We start from the raw sequence: 24865 nt of genomic DNA, 5'->3' as shown, positions 1-24865 counted from the left end.
CTCCACGGACTGAAACGTTCCGGACACGGAACGCCGAATAACGGTCACGATCCCATCAAGGTGCGCTGGGAAGCGGTTACCAGCGACGCGTGGCCTCTGAAAGCATCCGAGGAAACTTTCAGCGGGTCCAGGGGGATGGGTGACGGGGTTCGTATTTCTGCGTGTCAGGGCACACCGGCTGCTGCTCGCCGCGGCACTGCTCTCCGTGCTCCTGACGACCTCGGTGCTCGCCACCCTCGCCGCCTTCTCCGGCGCGATCGGGGACGCCGCGCTCCAGGCCGGACTGCGCGGCCGGTCCGCGGCCGCCGCCGCGATGCTCGTGAGCGGACAGGTGCCGGCCGCGAAGCGGGCCAGCGCCGAGGCCGCCGTCGAGGACGGCGTGCGGAGGACCTTCGACGGACTGCCGGTGACCGTGTGGCGGCTCGAACGCTCGGGGCCGTACGCCCTGCCCCGTGACCTCCAGCCGCCCGCCGCCCGCAAGGGCGACCCCGACCTGACGCAGTTCGCCGCGCTCGACCGCTCGCGGCTCTCGCTCGTCAAGGGAGCCTGGCCCTCGCCCGCCAGGGCCGGGGGCGTGATCGAGACGGCGCTGCCCGAGGAGGCGGCCCGGCGGCTCAGGGTCGGCCCCGGCACCGTCCTCGACCTCACCGACCGGCTCAAGAACCAGAAGCTGAAGGCCCGGATCACCGGCGTCTACAAGCCGGCCGACACCACCGACCTGTACTGGCAGCTGGACCCGGCGGGCGGCCGCGGCGTGCGGACCGTCGCGTTCACGACGTACGGGCCGCTGGACGTCGACCCGGCCGTCCTCAGCTCCGGGACGCTGAGCCCCGGCGACACCACCTGGCTCGGCTCCGCCGACTACACCGGCTTCACCACGGACCGGATGGACGCCCTGCGCGCCGCGTCGGCCGAGGGCCCGAAGAAGCTGGCCGAGGCCACGGGCGCCTTCGGGACGACGATCTCCGCGTCGACCGCGCTCCCGACCGTCCTCGACCAGACCCGGCGGGCCCTGCTCGTCTCCCGCTCCACCCTCCTGATCGTCGCCGTGCAGCTGGTGCTGCTCGCCGCGTACGCGCTGCTGCTCGTCGCCCGGCTGCTCAGCACCGAGCGCTCCGGCGAGACGGCCCTGCTGCGGGCCCGCGGCGGCTCCCGCCGCCGGATCGCCGGGCTCGCCGCCGCCGAGGCGCTGCTGCTCGCCCTGCCCGCCGCGCTCGCCGCCCCGCTCCTGTCCGGCCCGCTGACCCGGCTCTTCGCCGAGCGGTCCGCGCTCTCCAGGCTCGGGGTGCACCTCGACACCTCGCCCTCGGCCCAGGTGTGGCTGGTCGCCGCCGTGGTCGCGCTCTGCTGCGCGGCGGCCGTCGTCGCCCCCGCGCTCGCCGCCGGGGACGGCTCCGTCGTCTCGCTGCGCAAGGCCCGCTCGGCCTCCCTGCCCGCCTCGGTACGGGCCGGGGCCGACCTCGGCCTGCTCGCCGTCGCGGGCGTCGCCTACTGGCAGCTCCAGCGGCCGTCCGCCGCGGGCGGCACCCTCGGCGCGGACGGGGCCGGCGGCGGCTCCGTCGACCCGGTGCTCATCGCCGCGCCCGCCCTCGCCCTGCTCGCCGGCACCGTCCTGACGCTGCGTCTGCTGCCGCCCGCCGCCAAGCTGGCCGAGCGGCGCGCGGCCGGCGGGCGCGGGCTCTCCGCCGCCCTCGCGGGCTGGCAGTTCAGCCGCCGGCCGCTGCGCGGCGCCGGTCCCGTCCTCCTCCTCGTCCTCGCCGTGGCGATGGGCATGCTGGCCATCGGGCAGAGCGGCTCCTGGGAGCGCTCACAGCGCGACCAGGCCGACTTCCGCACCGGTACGGACGTCCGCGTCCTCGGCGTCGGCTCCGGCGAGCCGACGCAGACCGAACGCCTCGCCGCCGTACCGGGCGTCAGGGCCGTGGCCCCCGTGCACCGCGCCTCCCTGGACGTGGCCGGGAAGAACGCCGCCGTCCTGGCCGTGGACACCCGCAACGCGGGCGGCCTGTTCCTCCGCTCCGACCTCTCGCCCGTCCCCGCCCCGGCCCTGCTCGCCCCGCTGACCCCCAAGGCCTTCGCCGGCACCGGTCTCGCGCTGCCCGCCGGGACCCGGGCGCTCTCGGTCGACCTGCGGACGACCGCGCCCGCCGGCACGCCCGACGCCCGGGTCGGCGCCGTCCTGGAGGACCCGAGCGGCGTCCCGTACCGGCGGGACCTGGGACCGCTGCCCTCCGACGGCCGCACGCACCGGCTGACCCTCGACCTGGCCGCCGAGGGCGCCGTGCCCGGCGCCGACGCCGCCCGCGGCTCCGGCGGCCTCCTGACCCTCACGGACCTGGAGCTCACCGGCACGATCGCCGACAACGCGCACCACACCCAGACGCTGCGCGTCGAGCGCTTCGCCACCGTCGGAGCCGACGGCGGGACGAAGACGCACGCCCCCGCGCAGGTCCTCGCCTCCTGGGCCTCCTCGTTCGAGCAGACCAAGGCCGACGGCAGCACGGCGGAGATCGGCGCGAGCGGTCGTGCCGGGGCCGCCGGACCCGGCGGCCGGCCGGCCCCGTACTCCCTCTCGTTCCCCGTCGTCGGCGCGAAGGTCACCGACTACACCTGGGCGCTGGAGTTCACCCTGCGGATGAACGCCCCCGCCCCGAAGGCCCCCGGGCGGCTCACCGCCGTCGCCACCGAGACCTTCATGACGGCGACCGGTGCCGAGCCCGGCGAACCGATCCAGGTCGCCCTCGCCGGCCGGCAGCTCGACGTCACCGTCGACCGGGTGGTCAAGGAGCTGCCGACCACCGGTCCGGGCGCGCAGACCGCCTCCGTCTCCTCCGGCGCCGCCACCCCCGAGGACGGCGGCGCGATCCTCCTCGACCTGGCCTCGGTCAACCGGTTCCTGGCGGCCGACTCCGACGGGACCGCGACCCTGCCGCCCACCGAGTGGTGGCTGACCACCGCCCCCGGCCGCGCCGCCGAGGTCGCCGCGGCCCTGCGCGCCCGCCCCGACGTCGAACCGACCCAGATCCTCGTACGGGACGAGGTCGCCGCCGAACTCCTCGGCGACCCGCTCGGCGCGGGCCCCAACGCCGCCCTGATGGCGGTCGCGGCGGCCGCCGCCGCGCTCGCCGCCGTCGGCTTCGCCGTCGGCTCGGCCGGCGCGATGCGGGAACGGGCCGCCGAGTTCGGCGTGCTCCGGGCGCTCGGCGCACCGCGCCGCAAGCTCGCCCGGCTCGTCGCCGCCGAACAGGGACTGCTCATCGGCATCGGCCTGCTCGTCGGCATCGGGCTCGGCGCCGTCCTCGCCCGGACGGTCGTCCCGCTCGTCGTCCTCACCGGCCAGGCCGCCCGGCCCGTCCCGCCGGTCCTCGTCGAACTGCCCCTCGGCCAGGTGGCGCTGCTGCTCGCCGGCGTCGCCGCCCTGCCGCTCGCCATCGTCGCCTCGATCGCCCTGCGCCGCGCCGACCCGGCCGTGACCCTGCGCCACCAGGGGGACAACTGATGCCGCCGACACCCGCTGACGGGGACCGCGACCGCACCGACACGCCCGCCGTACGCAGGAAGGCCCCCGACATGCCCCGGTCCCGGTCCGACAAGCCCGCCCGCGCGGTGGCGCCCTGGGTGCGGACCCGGCTGCGGACCGCCCCCTGGGCCGCCGCCGCCCTCGCCCTGCTCGTCCTGGTCACCGCGTACCTCGCGGCGGCGCTGCCGCGCGCGGTCGACCGGTACGAGACGGAGGGCCTGCGGCACGACATCCTGAGCGCCGAACCGCGCAACGCCGTCCTCGAACTGACGACACCGATCCCGCTGTCCGAGCAGGGTCCCGGCCTGGACCCCGGCCTCATCCAGAGGAAGAGCGACGAGGCGCGCGCGCTGCTGCCCGAGCCGATCCGCACCGACCCCGAGCAGACCGTCCACGGCGTCCGCACGGTCAAGCGCGTCGACGGACTCGACCCGTGGCTGCCCCAGCCCGACGGGCTCCTCCCGGAGTTCCTGCTCTCCGCCCCGTCCCGTCTCGCCGAGCACGCGACCCTGCGGAAGGGCCGGCTCGCCGCGGGCACGGCCGACGCCCCGGAAGCCGTCGTGACCACGCAGACCGCCGGGTCCCTGCACCTGAAGCCCGGCTCCGTCGTGCACGTACCGCGCAAGACCAGCCCGGAACCGCTCGCCGTCACGATCACCGGGATCGTGGAACCCCGCGCCCCCCGGTCCCCGTACTGGGCCGTCGAGCAGCTGCTGCGCACCCCGGCGTTCGCCGCGAAGATCAGCGACGAGGTGAAGTACTACTGGCAGGGGGCGCTGCTCCTCTCCCCCGCCTCCGCGCCCGCCGTCCTCGCCACCAACAGCGAGCCGGAGATCTTCTTCCGGTACATGCCGACGGCCGGCCACCTCACCGGCCGGGACACCGACCGGCTCGCCTCCGCCCTCGACTCGACGGCCAGCGGCCCCGACCTGGTCAAGCTCCGCAAGGCCGTCGGGGGCAACGCCGCCGTCACCACCGACCTCGACGCGATCGTCGACTCGTACCGCTCGATGCGCGAGGCGATCAACCCGGTCGTGGCCGTCGCCGTCTTCGGGGTCGGCACGGTCGCCGCGGTCGTCCTCGCGATGACCGGCGGCCTGTTCGTCACCCGCCGCGACAGCGAACTCTCGCTGCTCCGCTCCCGCGGCGCCTCCCTCCCCGGCATCGGCCTGCGGCTGCTCGGCGAGACCTCGGCCGTCGCCCTGCCGGCCGCCGCACTCGCCCTCGGCCTCGCCGTGGCGACCGTCCGGCCGCCCGGCGGAGGCTCCGGCGGCATCCCCCTCGCCCCCTCCGTCCTCGCCGCCGTCCTCGTCGCCCTGATCGCGATGCTCGTCCTGCCCCTACGGGCGGTCGTCCGCCACCGGCGCCCGCGCCTGAACGGCGGACGCGACGACCTGCTCACCGCGCGCCCCTCCCGGCGCCGCACCGTCTTCGAACTCACCCTGCTCGTCCTCGCCGTGGGCGCGGTCGCCTCGCTGCGGCTGCGCGGCACCGACGACGGCGGCGACTCCGGCGACCCGCTGGTGAGCGCCGCGCCCGTGCTCGTCGGCCTGATCGCCGCCTCCGTCCTCGTACGGATCTACCCGCTGCCGCTGCGGTGGCTGGCCCGCCCGGCCCGCCGGCTGCGCGGGGCCGTCGGACCGCTGGCCCTCGCCCGCGCCGGGCGCGCCCCGTCCTCGGGCACCCTCCCGCTGCTCGCCCTCGTGCTCGCGCTGACCACGGCGGCCTTCGGCGGCTCCGTCCTCGCGGGCGTCGCCGACGCCCGCGACCGGGCGGCGCTCCTGGCGACCGGCGCGGACGCCCGGATCGGCGGCTACGTCGAATGGACCCCGCTGCCCGCCGGACTCACCGAGTCCGTGCGCGGTCTGGCCGGGGTACGGGACGTGGCCCCGGTGCAGATCGAGTACGGGGTCGAGCTGCCGTCCGCCCGGGGGACCGCCGACCAGCCGATGAGCGCGCCGCTCGTGGGCGTCGAGCCCGGCTCGTACACCCGGCTCGCGAACCTGACCGGCTTCGGCCCCTTCCCCGCCGGGCTGCTGGCCTCGACCGGGAAGGGCGGCGAGGACGCCGTCGCGGACACCGAGCGGGTGCTGCCCGCGATCGCCTCGCCGAAGGTCGCCGAACGGCTCGGCCGCGCCCCGATGCGCGTCCTCGCGGCGGCCGGCGTCTTCCGGGTGAAGGTGGTCGCGGTGCGCTCGACCACCCCGGCCCTGGACGACGCCGACTTCCTCCTCGTCAACGGCGCCGACCTCACCCACCGGGCGGACACCCAGCTGCTCGTCACGGGGCCGGTCGACGGCACCGCGCTGCGCGCCGCCGTCAGGGCGAAGTCGTCCAGGCTCGACGTGGCGCTCCGCAGCGAGAAGCGGGCCACCTACGTGGACTCGCCGCTCCAGTCCGGCGCCGAGCGGATCTACCTGGGCGCGATCGGCGCGGGCGCCGCCTTCGCCGTCGTCGCCCTGCTGCTCTCGCTGATGCAGAGCGCGCCCGAACGGAACACGCTCCTCGCGCGGCTGCGGACGATGGGCCTCACCCGGAAGCAGGCGCGGCGGCTCCTCGGCCTCGAAGCGCTGCCGCAGGCGGTCCTCGCGGCCCTCGGCGGCATGGTGGTCGGCTGGGCGACGGTGCCGCTGCTCGCCCCGGGCATCGACCTGTTCCGGCTCGCGCTCGCGACGACACCGGGGCTCGCCCCGCTGGACAGCGCCCCGCTGCGGGCGGACCCGTGGTCGCTGCTGCTGCCCGCGCTCGCCGTCGTCGTCCTCACGGGGCTCGCGGCGGTCGGACAGGCGTGGTGGGTGGGACGCAGGGGCTCGATCAAGGAACTCAGGGCAGGAGACGCACGATGACGAAGACCGGCACCGCACCGTCCGACACGACCCTGGAGGAGCTGGAGCGGCGGGCCACGGCGCACCGCGACCGGCCCTCGTACGGTCATGACGCGCTCATCGCCTGCGACCGGCTCGTCCGCATCTTCACCACGGACGGGGTGGAGGTGCAGGCGCTCCAGGGGCTCGACCTCCTGGTCAAGGAGGGCGAGTTGATGGCCCTGGTCGGCGCCTCCGGTTCCGGCAAGTCGACGCTGATGAACATCCTGGCGGGCCTGGACGTGCCGACCGCCGGCGCGGCCCGGGTCGCGGGCTGCGACCTGCTCGGCATGGACGGCAAGGCGCGGCTGCGCTACCGCCGCGAGGTCGTCGGCTTCGTCTGGCAGCAGACCGCCCGCAACCTCCTGCCGTATCTGACGGCCGCCCAGAACGTGGCGCTGCCCATGCAGTTGCGGGGCCGCTCGAAGCAGAAGGCGGAGCGCGCCGAGGAACTCCTCGCCATGCTCGGCATCTCGGAGATCCGCGACCGGCGCCCGCACCAGCTCTCCGGCGGCCAGCAGCAGCGGGTGGCCATCGCGGTCGCCCTGGCCAACAACCCGGCCGTGCTCCTCGCCGACGAGCCCACGGGCGAGCTGGACTCGGCCACCGGCGAGCAGGTCTTCGCGGCCTTCCGCCGCGCCAACGAGGAGCTGGGCACGACGATCGTCATCGTCACCCACGACCAGGCCGTCGCCTCCGAGGTCCGCCGCACCGTCGCCATCCGCGACGGCCGCACCTCCTCGGAGGTGCTGCGCCGCACCGAGGTCGACGCTCAGGGCCAGGAGTCGCTGGTGGCGCGGGAGTACGCGATGCTCGACCGCGCGGGCCGGCTCCAGCTCCCGGCGGAGTACACGGAGTCCCTGGGCATGGAGCACCGGGTGGCCCTCGAACTGGAGCAGGACCACATCGGGGTGTGGCCGGACGACGCGGACAGGTCCTAGGTCAGGTCCATGAGGCCGGCCGCCGTGGGCCGGAAGCCGCACCGCTCGTGGAAACCGGTGAGGTGCGGCTCGTGGTCCACGTGCAGCCAGTGCGCGCCGCGCCCCCGGGCGGCCTCGGCGGCGGCCCGTACGAGCGCGACGCCGAGCCCCCGGCGGCGCTCGTCGGGGTGGACGGTGGTGTCGAGCAGGAACGCGTGGACGCCGCCGTCCCCGACGACGTTCACGTACCCGACGAGCTCCCCGGCCCGGCGGGCGGTGACCCGCAGCAGGCTCCGGGCGAGGACGGGACCGAAGTCGGTGTCCTGATGCCCGGGCCAGGAGGCGTGGAAGAGGGCGTTGAGCTCGTCCCCGGAGAGGGGCCCGTCGACCTCGACGTCGGTCATCGGGGGGCGACTCCCAGCGAGATCGAGGATCCGGTGCGCAGCGCGATCGAGCCGTACGGGGTACGGAGCCGCAGCCACGGCCCGGAGGCGAACAGCGCCACCGGCGCCTCCCCCGGCGGCAGGAAGCCGAGCGACTGGGCGGCGTGCACGGCGCGCAGCGGCAGGCCGGTGGTGCCGAGGGTGCGGGACCAGATCTCGCGGCCGAGGGCGTCGCGCCCGGCCCGGGTGCGCCGCTCCTCCGGCAGCGCCTCGTCCCGCGTACGGAACTCGCCGACGGCGGCGGCGACGGCGCCCCGCATCGCGGCGACGTCGGGAAGGCCGGGGACCGGCTTCCAGCCGCCGCGCGGCGGGAGGACACCGGCCCACGGCGGGCCGGTCACGGAGTCGGGGACGACCGCCTTGCCCGCCGACTCCTCGATGCCGTCGAGGAGTTCACCGGCGGAGACGGTGACGTCGAGGTCGACGGCGTCGACGAGGCGGGCCGTACGGATCGCGAGCACCTCGAACGACGGCGGCCGCCCGAAGACGGCCAGCGCCCCTCCACCGGCCTGGAGGCGGACGGCGGCGGCGCGGTCGTAGTGCACCAGCCGGCCGAGGAAGGCGGCGAGGGCCGCCGCCTCCCTCGGGTCGGCGAAGTGCAGCGGAGCGAGCACGGTCATGCGGCGGACGACATCCCGTCGTCGACGTACTCCTGGAGGAACTCGCGCTCCTCGTCGGTGATCCGCCGCGGGCGCTGCGCCTCCAGGTCGAAGGGCACGACGACCGTGGACGCCCGGACGTACACGACGTCGGCGTCCTTGATCTCGTAGGCGATCGTCAGCGACGCCGCGCCTATCTTCGTGACCCACGACTCGATGGTCACCGGCTCGTGCCGGTGGACCAGCGGCCGCTTGTAGTCGATCTCGTGCCGGGCCACGACGGACCCGCCGGAGAACGAGGGGGAACCGTCCCCCGGCGCCAGCCGGAACATGAAGTCGATCCGCGCCTCTTCCAGGTACCGCAGGAAGACGACGTTGTTGACGTGCCCGAAGGCGTCCATGTCCGACCAGCGCAGGGGACAGCTGTAGATGTGCCGAGCCATGAGGTGATCAGCCTCGGGTCAGCTTCTTGTACGTGGCGCGGTGCGGACGGGCCGCGTCCGGGCCGAGGCGCTCGATCTTGTTCTTCTCGTAGGACTCGAAGTTGCCCTCGAACCAGAACCACTTCGAGTCGCCCTCGTACGCGAGGATGTGGGTGGCCACCCGGTCCAGGAACCAGCGGTCGTGGGAGATGACCACGGCCGCGCCCGGGAACTCCAGGAGGGCGTTCTCCAGGGAGGACAGGGTCTCGACGTCGAGGTCGTTGGTGGGCTCGTCGAGGAGCAGCAGGTTGCCGCCCTGCTTGAGGGTGAGCGCCAGGTTCAGACGGTTGCGCTCACCGCCGGAGAGCACACCGGCCGGCTTCTGCTGGTCCGGGCCCTTGAAGCCGAACGCGGAGACGTACGCGCGGGAGGGCATCTCGACGTGGCCGACGTTGATGTAGTCGAGCTCGTCGGAGACGACGGCCCACAGCGTCTTCTTCGGGTCGATGTTGGCGCGGCTCTGGTCGACGTACGAGATCTTGACGGTCTCGCCGACCTTGACGGTGCCGGAGTCCGGGGTCTCCAGACCCTGGAGCATCTTGAAGAGCGTGGTCTTGCCGGCGCCGTTCGGGCCGATGACGCCGACGATGCCGTTGCGCGGCAGCGTGAAGGACAGGTCGTCGATGAGGACCTTGTCGCCGAAGGCCTTCGAGAGGTTCTCGACCTCGACGACGATGGAGCCCAGGCGCGGGCCCGGCGGGATCTGGATCTCCTCGAAGTCCAGCTTCCGCATCTTGTCGGCCTCGGCCGCCATCTCCTCGTAGCGCGCGAGACGGGCCTTCGACTTGGCCTGACGGCCCTTGGCGTTGGACCGCACCCACTCCAGCTCTTCCTTGAGCCGCTTGGCGCGCTTGGCGTCCTTCTGGCCCTCGACCTTGAGCCGCTCGGACTTCTTGGTCAGGTAGGTGGAGTAGTTGCCCTCGTAGGGGTGGGCGCGACCGCGGTCGAGCTCCAGGATCCACTCGGCGACGTTGTCGAGGAAGTACCGGTCGTGGGTGATGGCCACGACGGTGCCCTTGTACTGGGCGAGGTGCTGCTCCAGCCAGTTCACCGACTCGGCGTCGAGGTGGTTGGTGGGCTCGTCGAGGAGCAGCAGGTCGGGGGCCTCCAGGAGCAGCTTGCAGAGCGCCACGCGGCGCTTCTCGCCACCGGAGAGGTTGTTGACCGGCCAGTCGCCGGGCGGGCAGCCCAGCGCGTCCATGGCCTGCTCCAGCTGGGCGTCGAGGTCCCAGGCGTTGGAGTGGTCCAGGTCGTCCTGGAGCTTGCCCATCTCCTCCATGAGCTCGTCGGTGTAGTTGGTCGCCATCTCTTCGGCGATCGCGTTGAACCGGTTGAGCTTGCCCTTGATCTCGGCGACGCCGTCCTCGACGTTCTCCAGGACGGTCTTGCTCTCGTCGAGCTTCGGCTCCTGCATGAGGATGCCGACGGAGAAACCGGGCGACAGGAACGCGTCGCCGTTGGACGGCTGCTCCAGGCCGGCCATGATCTTCAGCACGGTGGACTTACCGGCACCGTTCGGGCCGACCACACCGATCTTCGCGCCCGGCAGGAAGCTCAGCGTCACGTCATCGAGGATGACCTTGTCGCCGTGCGCCTTGCGCGTCTTGCGCATCGTGTAGATGTACTCAGCCAAGAGAAACCGTCCGGCAAGGAGTGAGTGGGCAGATACACCCCATCTTGCCTGACGGCCACCCCTGGGAGCCAACCAGTAGGCGGCGACCCCTCTGACCTGCGGGTTCCCGAACCCTCTTTCGTAGCGGTCCGGTCACCGTCCGCCGCCGCGGACGCGCGACGACCCCGGGCGCGGGTGCGCTCCGGGGTCGTGCGGGGTCGTGCGGGGTGGTGCGGCGGGGCCTGGGACTACTGGCCGGTGGTCTTCTTCTTGCGGAGGAAGAACACCGCGCCGCCGCCGACCACGACGAGCGCGGCGGCGATGCCGGCGATCATCGGGGTGGCGCTGGAGCTGCCGGTCTCGGCGAGGTCGCCGCCGCCGGTCGTGGTGCCGCCCGTGGTGTCACCGGTGGTGCCGGTGGTCGACGGGGTGGAGGGCGTCGCCGAGGGGGTGGTGGAGGGGGTCTCGGACGGCTTCGGGCCGGGGGTGGCCGTCTTGCAGTCGAGGACGCCCTCGAAGGTCTCCTTGAAGCCGTTCGGGCCGGTGATCGTGAAGTTGTAGGCCTCGTCCTCGGCGAGCGGGACCGTGATGGTCTTCGTCTCGCCGGCGGCGACCGTGTAGGAGGTGCCCTTCAGGTCGAAGGTCCAGGCCTCGTTGCCCTTGTTGCCGGCGATGATCTCCAGGCCGCCCTTGGCGCAGTCCTTGGCGACCGAGACGGACGGGACGGCGCCCTTCTTGGCCCACGTGGCGGAGGCCTTGGCGGTGACGGTGGAGTCGCTGGAGCCGGCCAGGATCAGGGTCTGCGAGGGGCCGTCGATGGAGACGAAGGCGCGGCCGAGGGAGACCTTGGTGGTGGCCTCGGCGGTCAGGTCGGCGGTGCCGTCGGCGGTGCCGGCGGGGACGTCGAGGTAGACCTTGTCACCGTTCTTGGCGTCGGTGACCGGCTTGCCGGCCTGGTCGACGACCTGGACGCCGGCGGGGGCGCCCGGGGCGGTCGCGAGCTTGGCGGTGGCGTTGGTGGTGACGGTGATCGGGCCGAGCTTCTCGCCGGGCTTGCCCGACACGGTGGCCGGGGAGAGGCTGAGGGAGGCCGTCGGCTCGTCGAGCTCGACCGCCTTCTCCAGCAGGTACTCCTTCAGCTTCTCGGCGTCCTCGTCCTTCGGCGTCGCGTAGACGTCGTCGGAGAGGGTCCAGATCGCGGCCTGGGTGCCGGCGGCGGCCTCACCCTTGGAGAGGTCGACGCCCACCTTGTCGCCGAGGGTCTCGGCGGACAGCTTCGGGTAGGAGTTCTCCAGGATCCAGAGGATCTTGCCCGCGTTCTTGTTGTTGTGCAGGGAGGACTGGTCCCAGCCGACTTCCTTGTAGTCGAAGTCGTGCTTCGCCTCGGTGCGGAGGTCGATGCAGTAGGTGAAGAGGGTGCCCCCGCCGTCGACCTCCATCTTGAACAGACCACCGCTGACGGACCACTTGGTGCCGTCCTGCTCGTTGGCGCCGTCCTTCTCGGTGATCTCGATGGAGCCCTTGTCCGCCGTGAAACCACCGAACTTCGCCGTGACACCGCCGGCGCCCGGGGCGCCCTCGTCGGCCAGCGCCGGACCGGCGGTCGCTATCGCACCGGTCGCGACGAGGCCGGAGACCAGGATCGTGGCTGCCAGACGGGCAACGCCACGCCCACGAACTGAAAACATTGGATTCCCCTCCGGGCGAGACGCTCCGCGAACTTGGTCGATTCGCGTGGGGGGAGCGCACGCCAGCAGAACTCACAGACTCAATGGGCTCATGTGCCGCACGAGTATTCGGGAATCCTAGGGACGCGAAACGCCCCGGTGCCCTGTCGTACGGTCAGATAACCATTCCGAATCGGAATCGTTATCACCGGGGCGAGTTCGTCGACAAATCGCCACAACGCAAGGTCAGGAAGCGGTTACCAGCTGCGGAGTCACGGCCGTCCCCTCCTCCGCCGCCACCGTCCACGGGTCCTGCTCGGGCTGCGGTTCGGGCCCTGCCCGCTCCACCCTCGGGGCGCGCCGGAAGGCCGCCGTCCCCCGGTTCAGGTCGTGCCCCACGGCCACCGCGTCCACGTCCACGAAGGTCTTGCGCCGCCCCTCGTACTCCTCCTCGCGGACCTTCAACCGTCCGTGCACCACCAGCGGTTCGCCGACGGAGACCGAGGCCGCGAGATTGGCCCCGAGCGAGCGCCAGGCCGACACCGTGTAGAAGCTGGTGTTCCCGTCGGACCAGAGGCCCCGCTCCCGGTCCCAGCGGCGCGCCGTCACCGCGAACCGGAAGCGGGCCACCCCTCCGGCCACCGTGTCCCGGTACTCCACCGCCGTCGCCACGTTGCCGACGAGCGTCACGGTCGTGTCGTTCATGGTCGCCCCCACTCTCTCTGTGCCCTGACGCCCTGTGCCCCGGCGTCCCGTGCCCTGGTGTCCGGCTGCGTGGACACCCCGTGGGAACCATGCTGAGGCGATCGGGCGGACCTCGCTCGGGCCTGTGGACAGCCGCGCACCTGGGGACAACTCCCTCACCCGGAAGGGTGGGAAACGGGCATCCCGGGCCTCGCTACCTCCCTCGCGCCCCCGCCCGCGTCGCGCCCAGCCGCCTCGTACCGGGGCGGCTTCCGCCCACCACCCGGGCGGCCGCCGACGGCCGCGCGCCGACCACCGTCGCGTACTGCTCGCGCACCTCCCGGTAGCGCACGAGCTCCGCCGCCACCGGGTCGAGGACCCGGGCCCGGCCGCAGGCCGCGGCCGCTTCCCGCAGGCGGCGTTCGGCCTCCTGCCCGTACCGGCGGGCCGGGCCCTTCACGGCGCCCTCGCAGGCCCATTCGACCAGCGGACCGCCGATGATCCCGCCGAGCATCACGAGGACCGGCGGCAGCAGGCCCGGCTCGACGACGCCGACGATCTGCGCCACCAGCCAGAGCGCGCCGAAGACCTGCAGGAGCGTCATCACCGCCTGCGCGAGGACGGCCGCGGGCCACCAGGCGGGCCTGGGCGGTCGGGCCGCCGGGTCCCCGAGGGAGACCGTCAGCTCGTCCAGGGCCTCCGGCAGCCCCTCGGCCCCGCGCGCGGCCGCCTCGCGGACCGCCTGCGCCCAGGGCGTCGGGAGCCCGCGCGAGGCCTCGTCGGCGACGATCCGCACGGCCTGCTCGACGCGCTGGCGGGCCGTCAGCTCGTCCTCGACGGGGACCTCCGGACGGGGGTCGGTGAGGCCGTGCGCGCGCTGCCGCTCGTACCAGCGGTAGAGCCGCAGCCAGGGGGTGCCGCAGGCGCGGATGGCGCCGCGCCGCCAGACCCGTTCGGCGGCCTCGCCCGCGGCCTGGGCGCCGACGGCGACGGCGAGCCGGTCGGTGAAGGCGTCCCTGGACCGCTCGTCGAGGCCGGACCGGCCGTCGGCGACGTACGCGGGGCGCAGCCGGGCCGCGGCGGCGTCGATGTCGGCGGCGAGGCGGCGTTCGGGAGCGGTGCGTTCCTGGACGAACCGGGCGACGAGTTCCCGCAGTTCGGGCACGCCCTCGCCGGTCAGCGCGGAGAGCGCGAGGACCGTGGCCCCCGGCTCGCCGTGCTCGCCGAGCGCCACGCCGTCCTCGTCGAGGAGGCGGCGCAGGTCGTCGAGGACGAGGTCGGCGGCCTCGGTGCCGAGCCGGTCGATCTGGTTGAGGACGACGAAGGTGACCTCGGCGTGCCCGGCGAGGGGCCGCAGGTAGCGCTCGTGGAGGGCGGCGTCCGCGTACTTCTCGGGGTCGACGACCCAGATCACGGCGTCGACGAGGCCGAGGACCCGGTCGACCTGGTCGCGGTGGGCGGTGACGGCCGAGTCGTGGTCGGGCAGGTCGACGAGGACGAGCCCCTGGAGCTCGGCGTCGGCGGCACCCCCCGCGAGGGGGCGGCGGCGCAGCCTGCTGGGGACGGCGAGCCGGTCGAGGAGCCCGGCGGCGCCCTCGGACCAGCTGAGCGCGATGGGCGCGGAGGTGGTGGGGCGGCGCAGTCCGGTCTCGGAGACGGGGACGCCGGCGAGGGCGTTGAAGAGGGTGGACTTGCCGCTTCCGGTGGCTCCGGCGATGGCGATCACGGTGTGCCGGGAGGAGAGCCGCTGTCGGGCGGCGGCCTCGTCGAGGACGCGCCCCGCCTCGGCGAGCGCCTCGCTCTCGACGCGGGCGCGGGAGAGCCCGACGAGCTCGTGGAGGGCGTCGAGGCGGCTGCGGAGCGGCCCGCCGTAACTGCCGCCGAAGGACGGCAGGACGTCCTCCTCGGGCGGCCCGCTCGGCTTCTCCTCGGTGACGGCGGTCCGCTCGGCGGCCCGCCGCGCGATCAGCCCGTCGTCCCAGCGCTCGACACCACGTCCGGCACCACGCTCGACACCACGTCCGGCACCACCCTCGGCACCACGTCCGGCACCACCCTCGGCACCGCGCTCGACACCGCGTTCGAGATCGCGCCCGCGCCGCCCGTCACGCTCGCGTCCGGGCTCGCGTCCGGACCGACGCCCGTCATCAACCACGTCACCCACGTCACTTCTCCTTCTGCAGTACGGAGAGCGCGGCGATCAGCTCCGCCTGCGGCTCGGGGGTCACGTCGAGCGCTTCGAGGGGGGCGAGGCGCCGGTCGCGCTCGGCGTGCAGGACTCGGTCGACGTACGAGAGGACGAGCTCGCCGCCCTTGTCGCGCAGCCGCAGGGCGGCCTGGGCACCGAGGAGTTCGGCGAGGCGTTCGCCGGCGGCGCGGGCGCGGCGGCCGCCGAGGAGGGAGGCGGCGAGGAGGGTGGCGACGGTGTCGGGCTCGGGTACGGCGGCGCGGGCCGCGCGCGAACCGGAGGGGCGCTCGACCTCGCGCACCTCCTCCTCGGCCAGCTCTTCGAGCACGCGGCGCCAGCGGCGCACCTCCACGCCGATACGTTCCGCCACCTCCCGGTCGCCACCGGCCCGCAGGGGGCCGAGGGCCTCGGAGGCGGGTTCGCGGCGCCAGGTGTCCCGGACGTGCTCCTCGGCGGCGGAGACCGCGCAGTGGAGGAGGGCGGCGAGGGATTCGGCGAGGGCGTCCAGGAGCTCGTCGGCGGTGCTGTCGCGGGGGTAGCCGCGCCAGCGGGTGCGGGCGTCGCCCGCGAGGACGGCGCCGCGCCCGAGCTCCTTGCGGACCCGCCTGCCCTGCTCCCGGTACGCGGCCTCGACGACGCCGCCGAGGCGGACGGCGGTGGCGTACTGGGCGGCGACCGCGCCGGCGAGTTCGGGCAGCCGGGCGTCGAGGGAGTCGATGACGCCGGAGGCGGTCCGGTCGGCGGCCTGCTGGCGGGCGGCCGGGTCCAGGGCGCGGTGGGCGAGCCAGCCGCGCAGCTCGGCGACGGCGTTCTCGGGCAGCAGCCCGCTGCCGCCGCCCGTGGACTCGGGCAGCTCGGGGATGGTGAACCGGGGTACGTGGCCGAGACCCGCCTTGTCGAGCAGCGCCCCGTACTGGCGGGAGACCTCGCCGATGACCTGGTGGGGGACGCGGTCGAGGACGGTGACGAGGGTGGCGTCGTACTCCTTGGCGGTACGGAGCAGGTGCCAGGGCACGGCGTCGGCGTACCGCGAGGCGGTGGTGACCATCACCCAGATGTCGGCGGCGCAGATCAACTCGGCGGCGAGGAGCCGGTTCTCGACGACGAGGGAGTCGATGTCGGGGGCGTCGAGCAGGGCGAGCCCCCGGGGCAGCGAGGAGGCCGTCTCGACGCGGAGCGCGTTCTCCTCGGGGGCGGGTTCGTCGACGGGGTGGTCCTCGTCGGCCTGGGGCAGCCACACGCGGGTGAGCTGCGGGAGGACCCGCATTCCGGCGAACCAGTGGTGATCCTCGGGATGGCACACGAGCACCGGCGTCCGGGTCGTGGGCCTGAGCACCCCCGCCTCGCTGACGCGGCGCCCGACAAGGGAGTTGACGAGGGTGGACTTCCCGGCCCCGGTCGATCCCCCGACGACGGCGAGCAGCGGGGCGTCGGGATCCTTCAGACGGGGCACCAGGTAGTCGTCCAGCTGGGCGAGCAGCTCGGTCCGGGTCTGGCGGGCGCGGGGCGTGTCCGGGAGGGGCAGCGGGAGACGCACGGCGGCGACTCGGTCGCGCAGGGCGGAGAGTGCGTCGATCAGCTGAGGCCGTTCGTCCAAGGTCACCACATGCGAAGAATGCCCAATTTATGAGTGTTTTTGAAGCCTATTACGACCCTGCGCGCCGAAGAGAAGGGTGGTGACCGGAAGGTCGGGCATAACGAGTGCACAACACCCGCCCCGAGCGGCGCGAAAAGCGCTGCGCGAATCGCACCTGCCTGCGATTATCGGTTCGCTTCACCGAACCTCCACATCGTGCCACGCAGGTGAAGCAACCAGGCCAAGGCCATCGGAGCCCTATCCTTGTCCCGGCAGGCACACCCCACCCACCAGGGGCTCCTGGCCACACGGCCACCACCCGGCCCCCGTAGCTCAGTGGATAGAGCAGGTGCCTTCTAAGCACTTGGCCGCAGGTTCGAGTCCTGCCGGGGGCGCACAGCGAGGCCCCTCCTTCGGGAGGGGCCTTTTTGCTGGTCAGGTGCGGTTTCGGGTGGGCGCCAGAGGCGCCGGACGCACCCCTTGACGGGGTCGGGGCGCGTCCGGCGGTGTCCGGCTGATTCCGGGTTTCTGCGGGTGGCTGCGGAGAATACGCGGGGAAGTTTTCAGCCCCTCGACGCGGCCGGGTCCGGGAGCTCCCCCGCCTTCTCGATCCGCTGTTTCAGGTCATCGAGCTGCCCGTCGATGCAGCGGGCGTACGTGGCCAGGAGCACGGGCACGCTGTTGCCTGCCCACTCGGCCACGGTCGCGGCGGGGACGCCGGCGTTGAGCCAGTTCGTCAGGCAGGTGTGCCGGAGGTCGTACACGCGGCGACCGAGAGGGGTCCCGAATTCGTACGACGTGAGCACTTCCTTTCGAGCCCGCCGCCACGCTCGCCGGATCACAGACCCCGCGAGGTCCCCGCCCTTCTCTCCCTGCATCAGCAGATCCCCGGGCTTGAGCCCCTCCTTCTCGATGTGGGCCCGGAGGATCCGAGTCAGGGCAGGACGGCAGGGAACCGTGCGCGTGTCGTCGGCGGCCCGCCCCTTGAGTCCGCGCTGCTCGCGGACCTCGCCCGTGCTCGTCCACTGCTTGCCGACCTCGGGGTGGGCGGTGTGGAGCAGGAGTTCGCCCCACTGGTCCTCGGCGTCGGCGGCAGGCAGGCGTACGTCCCCGACGTCGATGGCCACGACCTCCTCGGGCCGGGCGCCGGCGTAGTACATCGCGGCGAAGAAGGTGTGCAGCCGCCGGCCACCCCTCGGCCGGGCATAGACCCAGCCGAGGAGCTTGGCGGCCTGCTCGCTGTTGAGCAGCGACCGCTTGTCGACGGCGGATGACGTCTTCGCCGCAGTGGTGCTCGCGCCCTTCCCCTTCGGGAGGGGGTTCTCCTTGAGCACCTTCTTCTTGATGGCGTGCTCGAAGAGGACGTTCAGGATGCGCTTGGTCCGCCGGGCCGAGCTGGCGGCCACGGGCGTGCCATCCAGCTTCACCCCGGCGGCACGCAGCGCCGTCTCCACGGTGTTCTCGTCCTCCCAGGCGGCCATGGAGAGCGAGTTGCGCTGCACCCAGCGCAGGATCACGGCGACCTCCGGCGGAGCCTGGTCCCGCTTGAGGGTGTTGAAGGCGTACTCCCGGAGCGCGCGGCGCACCTCCACACCCTTGAACGCCGTCGGCTGGGAGCGGAGCAAGGCGATCGTGACGGGCGTGAGAGCCTTCGCCACGTTCCGCCGGTTGTTCGCGGACGTTCGCTCCCAGAGCAGGTCAACGAACTGGATCGCGAAGTCGTACCACTTCACGCCGGCCGCCCGGGACAGGTACGAGACGGGCAGACCGGTGGAGAGGCTGAACGCCTCTCCCTTGCGGGCGGCGGACACGAGCCCTGCCCGGAAGGAATCGGCGAGGGCGACGGTGCTGAACGGCTTCCGCCACTCCTTGCCCTCCAGCTCCCAGCGCACCGTGTACGTGGTCTTCTTCTGCCCCTCGTACACGGAGGTCTTCCAGAACTTCACGTCGTACGTCGTGTCCATCAAGCAGCGTCCTCGCACTCGTTCAGCCAGATCTCAAGGTCGACCCGGCGCACACGGATGCCGCCGTTCGGGAGCTTGATGCAGCGGGGGGCCCGCTGCTTCTGGCGCCAGTCGTAGAAGGTGGAGCGGGTGATGCCGAGTTCGTCGCACAGCTCGGGGACGGTGAGCATCGCGCGGGTCTTGGGCGTGCTGGCCATGACCGGACTCCTCATCGCGGTGGAGCGGGGCCCTCGGCCCCTTCCTGTCAGGTCCGCTACTTCCGCTACCTCCGCTACTGCCCTGGTCAGGGTCATGACCGGAGGTAGCGGACGGGGTAGCGGTAGCGGATGAATCCGCTACCGGCCCCGGGCTGAGGCGCCGGGACCGGTAGCGGGGTAGCGGATCAGGTAGCGGACGGGAAGAGCTCTTCCGCTACCGTTTCCGGCTCTCTGACCTGCGGGGTAGCGGCGGTAGCGGAAGTAGCGGCCCTCAGCAGGACAGGGGGGCAGTAGCGCTCCCAGGCGTCGTACAGATCAGCCGCGTAGTAGCCCTTCAGGACGGCGCCGGCGGTCTTGATGTTCCGGGCCTTGATGGGGGTGTTGTCGGCCGTCATGTACTCGCCGAGCATCTTGGCCAGGCCCCGGGAGTCGAGCGGGCGCCCGGCCATGTCGGACCAGGGCGCCTCCTCCAGCGCGCAGAGCCGGTCGAGGATCGCGACGGTGGGGAGCCGGTCGATACCGACCATGACGTGGTCGCGCAGGTCGGTGAGCAGCCGGATGCCGACGGATCCCTTGTCGTCGGCGCGGGCGGCGTTGACCAGCTCCACGCACGCGGCACGGGCCCGCTCGGGCCAGGCCCCGCCGGCCGCGTCCGCGACGGCGAGCAGGGGCTCCCAGACGTCGGCGGCCCGGTCGGTGACGCCGTCGGGCATCTCGGGCCAGCGCCCGGCGATGTCCTGGTGGACCTGCTCGGCCCACTGGGCGAGCCGGTCGCGCAGCTTGTTGCCCTCGGCCTCGTGGAGCCGCTGACGGAAAGGCTCGACCTTCTCGTTCCGGGCGCGGCGGCGCATCCGGATGATGACGGAGCGGGTGGTGATGGTGTCGGGGAGGTAGCCGAGTCCGGCGACGGCGACGGCGCTGTAGGAGGGGAACTCCACGACGGTCTGGTTGCCGCCGTCTCCGACGCACCGGTAGGTGACGCCGGAGCGGCGGTGTCCGGCGTTGAGGAAGCCCCGGAGTTCCTCGTTGTCCCCGGCCTTCGGCCCGAAGACGGTGTCGATCTCGTCGTAGAGGATCGTGGGCCGTCCGGCGGAGTCGGAGACGGACCGGAACAGGGCGGCGGCCCGCGCGTTCACCGCGAGCATCGGCCGGGGAACCAGGGTCTCCACGACTTCCAGGGCCCGGGACTTGCCGGAGCCGGGCTCCGGGGAGAGGAACGCCAGGCGCGGGGTGGAGTCGAAGCAGTCGAGCAGGTGGGCGTGGGCGTCCCACAGGGCGACGGCGACGTAGGCGCCCTCGCGGGGGAAGACGTTGAAGCGACGGTGGAAGGCTTCTACCTCGTCGAGCAGGGCTGCGCCGTCGATGGACTCGGGCATCGGGGTGTCCCTCCGGTTGGGGGCGTCGTCGGTCGGGTGCGGGTCAGAACCAAGAAGGACGCCTTCGGCGACGCCCTTCGGGGCGCCCACGGCATCCCGGCGCGAGGTCTGCTCGGCGTCTGCGGGACGGTGACCAGCAAGGATGAGGCTTTTCAAGGCGGGGGATTCGGGGCGGCTCATGCTGCGGCCGGCCGGGGGCGGGCGGTGCGAATGGACCAGTCCAGCGCGCTACGGATCGTGGCGCGGCACTCGGACGCGGGCAGTCCGGCCGTCTCCCCCGCCGCTTGAAAAGCCTCCTCGGCCACGTGCCGGGGGATGTCGCCCCATGCGACGAACCGCCCCACCGCGCGCACGGAAGCGAGCAACTGCGCGTTCCTGCCGCCTTCTTGGGCCGCCCGGACAGTGGCGGTCTCGCGCTCCAGGGCCACCTCGGCGGCGCGGGTCCCGCCACTGCGGGCGACGACCAGAGCCGGGGCCGGGGTGTGGGCGGTCTCGCGCGGGGAGGTGAGCTGGGTGTGGAGCCAGTCCGGGAGCGGGACCGGCGGGCGGTCGTCGAGGATCTCGTACGTGCCGTCGGGGGTGTGGCTGCCGGGGGCGACGACGTATCCGCCCCAGCCCCGGGTGTCGATGTGTGTCCCGAGCCGTTTGGCGGTGTTGCCGAGCCGGGCCCCGTCGGGCTGGGTGAAGTACAGGTGCATCCCGCCGCGTGCGGTCCGCACCCGGTGGGTGGCAGGGACGGTCTGTCCGGCGCGCTCGCAGAGCGCTTGGAAGGTAGTCACGCCGTCAGGCGTTCCTTTCGGTTCTTCCTCTTTGACCGTGTCGAGGTCGACCACGAGCAGCCCGGACGGCCCGGTGGCGATGCCGATGTTGTACGGGGCGTGGGTCCAGGCGGCGGCGAGCAGGTCGTGGCCGGTGGTGGCGCGCTGCTCCGGGGTGCGGTGCCCGGTCGCGCACCGGCCGGTGCCGGGGCAGCGGGCGGCGGCGTGGCCGGCGGGCCGCTTGTCCCGGGGGCGGAGGGGGAAGACGTGCCAGCCGCGCTCGGCGGCCGCAATGGCGTGGGCGAGCAGGTCGAGCCCCGGCAGGTCGATGAGCGGGGTGCCGCCGGCCTCTCGCGGAATGGGGGCGGGTTGGGTCATGCTGGGAGACCTCCAGGTCTTGGGATCGGGAGATGAGGGCGGCCCCGGTCATTGGCGTGAGGGGGCCGCCTTCGGCGTTGTCAGACGGCGAACAGGGTGAGGTCGCCGTCGTCGTCGCCCGGTTCGCGGTACGGCGAGGTCGCGGTGCCGATCGGGCGGGACAGGACCGGGGTAGTGGGGCCGTCGTTGTGGAAGCGCCAGGTGCCCATGTCGTGCTGCGGGCGATCCGGGTTCTTCTTGTCCGGCGGGGTGTAGCGGCGGGGCTCACCCGGGCGGGTGGCGTTCCACTCCTCCGCGCACACCTTGTGGACGGGCTCTTTGTCGTGAGACCGCAGCGGGGTGGGCCTGCCGCACAGGCAGCACGGCAGGTCCCGGGTGCGGTCGAAGTGGCTGCTGTCGCCCCAGTTCAAGCACGGGACCCGTTCCACGGCCCCGGGTCCTACCGGCCGTCGGGCGGGGTGAGGATGTCGAGCCGGGCGGCGGGGGTCAGCAGGGTGCGTGCGGTGGTGAGGAGTTCGGTCAGGTCGGCGACGTGGGCGGCGGCCTGGTCGAGGGTCGCGGTCGCGGCCTCGTGGTTGGTGTTCCACTCGCGCACTGTGTCCCGGGTGACGGCGATGAGTTCGGCCAGGAGCGGGAGCAGCGCCTTGTGGCCGTTCTCGGGCTCGCACAGGCGGTGGAGGAGGTGCTGTCGGTCGGCCCAGTTCAGGCCGGACCTGGCCTGGAACAGGAGGGCTTCGAGACCGGCGCGGGTGACGGTGGTCGCGGTGTCGATGCGGCGCTCGGCGAACTGGCACACAGTGATCTCCTCAGCTGTTGTTGATGGTGCCGTTGGCGCGGCCGAACAGTCCGGTCGCGGTGATGTTCTGGGTGATGTGCGTCGTCGACCCCGGTCCGCTGCTGCCGGTACCGGTACCGGTCGCGGCCCGGCGGGCGGTGCGGAGCAGGACGGGGACAGCGATGACGGCGGCGACGACGAGGGCGGCGGCGGACCACAGGGCGTGGCTCATGGCGATGAGTCCCGGGGCGGCGTAGGAGAGTCCGATGCCGGCGGCGGCGATCCCGCCGCCGACGGTGGGGGCGAGCAGGGCGGTGGTCTTGGCCCACGCCGGAATCGGCTGCCCGGCCGGGACCGGCGTGGGCGGCGGGGTGGGGTGGGTGTAGGCGAGGGTGCGGACCCCGCTGGGGAGGGTGACCCAGTCGACGCCAGGCGGGATCTCGGCGGGCAGGATCACCGGCCGCCGCACCTCGGTCGGGCGGTCGAAGGGGCCGGGGTAGGGGGTGGTGGGGGTGATCTCGTACGGGGTGTCGGAGTACACAACGGAGTCCCTTCAACGGCGGCGGGCGGCGCCTCTCGGTGAGGTGCCGCCCGCTCGGGTCGGTGACGCTGTGTGGGTCTAGTGGTCAGTGGACAGTGGCTACTGGATAGTGGAAACAGCCCAGTTCAAGGCCCCTGCTGTCCAGTAGAGGGGCTCTCTACTGGCTAGTGGAAAGTTTCCAGTGGCCACTGTCCAGTAGCTCTCTGTGCGGCTGTCAGGCGTGGTCGGGGTGGACGTAGACGGAGTGCGGACCCCGGTCGCGGTAGACGAGTTCGCCCCGCTCGGCCGCCGCCTTGAGCACGGCCCGGACGGCATGGCGGCTGCGTCCGACGGTGTCAGCGACGGCGGAGGGCTTCATGCCGTCCGGCCCGGCGGCCTGGATCGCGGCGATGGCCGTCGGCAGCCAGTCCGGGCCGCCGAGCTCCTCGCGGTCCTTGCGGAGTGCGGAGAGGTTCAGCCCGCCACCCGTCGAGGGCGGCTGCCCGTCGTCCGTTCCGGCACCGGGTTCGGTGGTGGTGCCGAACTGAGCGTCGATCTGGGCCATGAACTCGGCCGCGAGCGCGTCCGCGTCCACAGCGCCGGTCGGGGCGGTGGGAGGCTGCTGGTCGCGGTGGGCGGAGAGGTTGAGTCCGGGCCGCTTCGGGGTCTCCTCAGTGCCGGTGGCGGTCTCCGGCGCGGCAGTGAGGGTGCCGTGCATCCAGGCGGTGCGGGCCGCATCCCAGCGGCGGGCGTAGTCGGGGCCGGCGGCCTTGGCCGACTCCGCGTCCAGGCGGGGATGGAGGGCGGAGGTGGCACGGACGATGTCGGCAATCTGGTTGGGCTTGATCCGCCAGGACTTGAACAGTCCGGCCGGAGACTCCGGCGTGCCCATGAACCCGGCGCCCTTGTAGGGGGCCTGGGTAACCTTCAGGCCGCGTGCGCCGGGAAAGACCTTGGACAGGTCCATGCCCTCGACCTCTCCGCCGGTCAGGCAGACCCGGGCCTTGGCCTCGCGGCGGATCATCAGGTTGCCCAGCACCGACCCGGTCGCCCCCAGGGCGGTCAGCACGGTGCGCAGGCCCATCGCCCGCAGCAACCGGATGACCTCCAGGATCTTCGCGGCCAGCTTGCGCATCTTCGGATCGCTGCTGGTCAGGATCTCGGCGCCCTCGTCGATGACGAGCATGATCTGCGGGATCTGCGCGGAGACAGGCAGCAGGTCGGTGTTCGCGCGGGCCATGAGGTCCTGGTAGGCGACCTTGCGGTGCTTGCCGACCCGCACCGCCGCGTCCAGCATGACCATGGCCTCCTCGTAGGAAGCGGCGAGCCAGTCGATCCCGGGCCGCACCGCCTCCCCGCCCCCGTCGGCGGCGAGTGCGGGACGCACCCACGGGAGGCCGGCGGAACCGGCGTTGAGGTCGATGACCCAGGTCAGGATGTCAGTGGCGCGGGCGAACCCCGCGAGGACGTCGTGGACGAAGTTGGTCTTGCCCGACCCGGTCGGCCCCACGACCAGCGCGCACTGCTCGCGCAGGTAGACCCGCACCTCCCGCCCGTCGGGCCGGACGCCCCAGGGCAGACCGGTGTGGATCGACAGGGGGCTGTAGTCGGTGGGGTACTCGATCTCCCCGGCCAGCACATTCACGGTGGTGACGTCGATCAGGACACGGCCCTGGTCGATGCCCTGCGAGGCGGTGGCGGTGCAGCCGTGCGGCAGGCGGGCGTCGGCCGACAGCTGCGGCGCATACTGGGCGATCCGCTCGTAGGTGGTTCCGCCCGGCGGGAGTTCGGCGTCGATGGTGAACCCGGTGCCGGTCGGCCACATCTCCACCGCGAGGACGCGCAGGGTGATGCCGCCGCACACCCGCTGGATCCGGTCGACCCACTCGGCGGCGATCGCCCGCCGCTCGGCGGACAGCTCGCGGGAGACCTGGCGTTCGGCGGCCGCGAGGGCCTCCAACTCGCGGGCCTCCTCGTGCAGGAGGGTGGAGCGGGCGGCGGCGCCGATGCCGACCCCGAGGGTCGCCAGCGAGCCCAGGGCGGTCCAGGTCAGCGGGCCGCTGGTGATGGCCCAGGTGGTCCACCCGGCGCCCAGGAGCCAGGAGGCGGCGCGCATGGCGATGGTGCGGGCGGCGAGACGCTCGCGCAGGCTGGTGACGGTGTGGCCGATGGCTCCGGCGGCGCCGGCCGCCAGGGCCCATCCGGCGGGCATCCCGGTCGCGGCGCCGGTGGTGGCCAGGGCGAGGGCTCCGGTGGTGGCGGACAGGGCGCCGGTCACGGGTCCGTGACCGGCCGCCCAGTCCCACACCGGCCCCGTGGAGGTGGCGGTGGTGGGTGCCATG

The 24865-nt window shown here is 73.3% G+C and carries 19 protein-coding genes and 1 tRNA gene; 4 read left to right on the top strand and 16 right to left on the bottom strand.

Annotated features, from left to right (window positions below; translation table 11 throughout):
• Positions 1–139: 139 nt before the first annotated feature.
• The 3 genes from ACH4TP_RS14650 to ACH4TP_RS14640 all read left to right on the top strand — a co-directional run bounded on the left by ACH4TP_RS14650 (position 140) and on the right by ACH4TP_RS14640 (position 7325).
• Entirely contained in the window at positions 140–3499 is a 3360-nt protein-coding gene (locus ACH4TP_RS14650) for an FtsX-like permease family protein (RefSeq protein WP_398437975.1), read from the top strand.
• A 71-nt stretch (positions 3500–3570) separates the two neighbouring features.
• The gene (locus ACH4TP_RS14645) at positions 3571–6366 is read left to right on the top strand and encodes an FtsX-like permease family protein (protein ID WP_398438448.1); all 2796 of its coding nucleotides are present in this window, start codon (positions 3571–3573) and stop codon (positions 6364–6366) included.
• Positions 6363–7325 (top strand): ABC transporter ATP-binding protein, encoded by a 963-nt coding sequence (locus tag ACH4TP_RS14640; RefSeq protein ID WP_389222019.1) that lies wholly within the window; start codon positions 6363–6365, stop codon positions 7323–7325. Before ACH4TP_RS14645 ends, ACH4TP_RS14640 begins: the two co-directional genes overlap by 4 nt.
• Here the strand turns inward: ACH4TP_RS14640 and ACH4TP_RS14635 are convergent.
• The 8 genes from ACH4TP_RS14635 to ACH4TP_RS14600 all read right to left on the bottom strand — a co-directional run bounded on the left by ACH4TP_RS14635 (position 7322) and on the right by ACH4TP_RS14600 (position 16576).
• Complete coding sequence (locus ACH4TP_RS14635) at positions 7322–7708, bottom strand: GNAT family N-acetyltransferase (protein WP_398178757.1); 387 nt, start codon at positions 7706–7708, stop codon at positions 7322–7324. The two genes, ACH4TP_RS14640 and ACH4TP_RS14635, sit on opposite strands and share 4 nt — an antisense overlap.
• Positions 7705–8367, bottom strand: coding sequence for a hypothetical protein (locus ACH4TP_RS14630; RefSeq protein ID WP_389222023.1), 663 nt, complete (start codon positions 8365–8367; stop codon positions 7705–7707). The genes ACH4TP_RS14635 and ACH4TP_RS14630 overlap by 4 nt, the downstream gene beginning before the upstream one ends.
• Positions 8364–8789, bottom strand: a complete 426-nt coding sequence (locus ACH4TP_RS14625; RefSeq protein ID WP_389222025.1) for an acyl-CoA thioesterase — start codon at positions 8787–8789, stop codon at positions 8364–8366. Before ACH4TP_RS14625 ends, ACH4TP_RS14630 begins: the two co-directional genes overlap by 4 nt.
• Before the next feature lie 7 nt (positions 8790–8796).
• Positions 8797–10461: an energy-dependent translational throttle protein EttA gene (gene ettA / locus ACH4TP_RS14620; RefSeq protein WP_389222027.1), complete on the bottom strand. Its 1665-nt coding sequence runs from the start codon at positions 10459–10461 to the stop codon at positions 8797–8799.
• A 227-nt stretch (positions 10462–10688) separates the two neighbouring features.
• Positions 10689–12128 carry an LAETG motif-containing sortase-dependent surface protein gene (locus ACH4TP_RS14615; protein ID WP_398437971.1) on the bottom strand — a complete coding sequence of 480 codons (1440 nt, stop codon included), beginning with the start codon at positions 12126–12128 and terminating at the stop codon, positions 10689–10691.
• 225 nt (positions 12129–12353) lie between these two features.
• Entirely contained in the window at positions 12354–12812 is a 459-nt protein-coding gene (locus tag ACH4TP_RS14610) for a single-stranded DNA-binding protein (protein ID WP_389222031.1), read from the bottom strand.
• A gap of 193 nt (positions 12813–13005) precedes the next feature.
• Positions 13006–14955, bottom strand: coding sequence for a GTPase (locus ACH4TP_RS14605; RefSeq protein ID WP_398437969.1), 1950 nt, complete (start codon positions 14953–14955; stop codon positions 13006–13008).
• Position 14956: 1 nt separating this feature from the next.
• Positions 14957–16576: a dynamin family protein gene (locus tag ACH4TP_RS14600; RefSeq protein ID WP_389222033.1), complete on the bottom strand. Its 1620-nt coding sequence runs from the start codon at positions 16574–16576 to the stop codon at positions 14957–14959.
• A 301-nt stretch (positions 16577–16877) separates the two neighbouring features.
• Here ACH4TP_RS14600 and ACH4TP_RS14595 point away from each other — a divergent pair.
• A tRNA-Arg gene (locus tag ACH4TP_RS14595) sits at positions 16878–16950 on the top strand.
• Between the two features lie 168 nt (positions 16951–17118).
• Here the strand turns inward: ACH4TP_RS14595 and ACH4TP_RS14590 are convergent.
• The 8 genes from ACH4TP_RS14590 to ACH4TP_RS14555 all read right to left on the bottom strand — a co-directional run bounded on the left by ACH4TP_RS14590 (position 17119) and on the right by ACH4TP_RS14555 (position 24864).
• Positions 17119–18519, bottom strand: a complete 1401-nt coding sequence (locus ACH4TP_RS14590; RefSeq protein WP_398437966.1) for a tyrosine-type recombinase/integrase — start codon at positions 18517–18519, stop codon at positions 17119–17121.
• A complete protein-coding gene (locus tag ACH4TP_RS14585; protein WP_398193821.1) occupies positions 18519–18716 on the bottom strand; it encodes a helix-turn-helix transcriptional regulator in 198 nt (65 codons plus the stop codon). Before ACH4TP_RS14585 ends, ACH4TP_RS14590 begins: the two co-directional genes overlap by 1 nt.
• Positions 18717–18901: 185 nt before the next feature.
• Positions 18902–20092, bottom strand: a complete 1191-nt coding sequence (locus ACH4TP_RS14580) for a DUF3631 domain-containing protein (protein ID WP_398437964.1) — start codon at positions 20090–20092, stop codon at positions 18902–18904.
• Between the two features lie 176 nt (positions 20093–20268).
• Positions 20269–21228, bottom strand: a complete 960-nt coding sequence (locus ACH4TP_RS14575) for a bifunctional DNA primase/polymerase (RefSeq protein ID WP_398437962.1) — start codon at positions 21226–21228, stop codon at positions 20269–20271.
• A gap of 80 nt (positions 21229–21308) precedes the next feature.
• The gene (locus tag ACH4TP_RS14570; RefSeq protein WP_398437960.1) at positions 21309–21638 is read right to left on the bottom strand and encodes a hypothetical protein; all 330 of its coding nucleotides are present in this window, start codon (positions 21636–21638) and stop codon (positions 21309–21311) included.
• 29 nt (positions 21639–21667) lie between these two features.
• Positions 21668–22024 carry a hypothetical protein gene (locus tag ACH4TP_RS14565; RefSeq protein ID WP_398437958.1) on the bottom strand — a complete coding sequence of 119 codons (357 nt, stop codon included), beginning with the start codon at positions 22022–22024 and terminating at the stop codon, positions 21668–21670.
• Between the two features lie 10 nt (positions 22025–22034).
• Positions 22035–22544, bottom strand: a complete 510-nt coding sequence (locus tag ACH4TP_RS14560) for a hypothetical protein (RefSeq protein ID WP_398437956.1) — start codon at positions 22542–22544, stop codon at positions 22035–22037.
• Between the two features lie 214 nt (positions 22545–22758).
• Positions 22759–24864 carry a hypothetical protein gene (locus ACH4TP_RS14555; RefSeq protein WP_398437954.1) on the bottom strand — a complete coding sequence of 702 codons (2106 nt, stop codon included), beginning with the start codon at positions 24862–24864 and terminating at the stop codon, positions 22759–22761.
• Position 24865 lies beyond the last annotated feature (1 nt).

Origin of the sequence: Streptomyces sp. NPDC021012 (assembly GCF_044333355.1) — a bacterium.
In the GTDB taxonomy this organism is placed as follows: Bacteria; Actinomycetota; Actinomycetes; order Streptomycetales; family Streptomycetaceae; genus Streptomyces.
Note: the sequence above shows the minus strand (reverse complement) of the source record. Positions and strands in the feature narration are given on the sequence as shown.

Excerpts from the sequence above, each read along its gene's own strand:
- ACH4TP_RS14590 (WP_398437966.1), bottom strand. The coding sequence starts at position 18,519 with ATGGACACGACGTACGACGTGAAGTTCTGGAAGACCTCCGTGTACGAG.
- ACH4TP_RS14575 (WP_398437962.1), bottom strand. The coding sequence starts at position 21,228 with ATGACCCAACCCGCCCCCATTCCGCGAGAGGCCGGCGGCACCCCGCTC.
- ACH4TP_RS14580 (WP_398437964.1), bottom strand. The coding sequence starts at position 20,092 with ATGCCCGAGTCCATCGACGGCGCAGCCCTGCTCGACGAGGTAGAAGCC.
- ACH4TP_RS14630 (WP_389222023.1), bottom strand. The coding sequence starts at position 8,367 with ATGACCGTGCTCGCTCCGCTGCACTTCGCCGACCCGAGGGAGGCGGCG.
- ACH4TP_RS14635 (WP_398178757.1), bottom strand. The coding sequence starts at position 7,708 with ATGACCGACGTCGAGGTCGACGGGCCCCTCTCCGGGGACGAGCTCAAC.
- ACH4TP_RS14585 (WP_398193821.1), bottom strand. The coding sequence starts at position 18,716 with ATGGCCAGCACGCCCAAGACCCGCGCGATGCTCACCGTCCCCGAGCTG.
- ACH4TP_RS14555 (WP_398437954.1), bottom strand. The coding sequence starts at position 24,864 with ATGGCACCCACCACCGCCACCTCCACGGGGCCGGTGTGGGACTGGGCG.
- ACH4TP_RS14615 (WP_398437971.1), bottom strand. The coding sequence starts at position 12,128 with ATGTTTTCAGTTCGTGGGCGTGGCGTTGCCCGTCTGGCAGCCACGATC.
- ACH4TP_RS14625 (WP_389222025.1), bottom strand. The coding sequence starts at position 8,789 with ATGGCTCGGCACATCTACAGCTGTCCCCTGCGCTGGTCGGACATGGAC.
- ACH4TP_RS14610 (WP_389222031.1), bottom strand. The coding sequence starts at position 12,812 with ATGAACGACACGACCGTGACGCTCGTCGGCAACGTGGCGACGGCGGTG.
- ACH4TP_RS14645 (WP_398438448.1), top strand. The coding sequence starts at position 3,571 with ATGCCCCGGTCCCGGTCCGACAAGCCCGCCCGCGCGGTGGCGCCCTGG.
- ACH4TP_RS14640 (WP_389222019.1), top strand. The coding sequence starts at position 6,363 with ATGACGAAGACCGGCACCGCACCGTCCGACACGACCCTGGAGGAGCTG.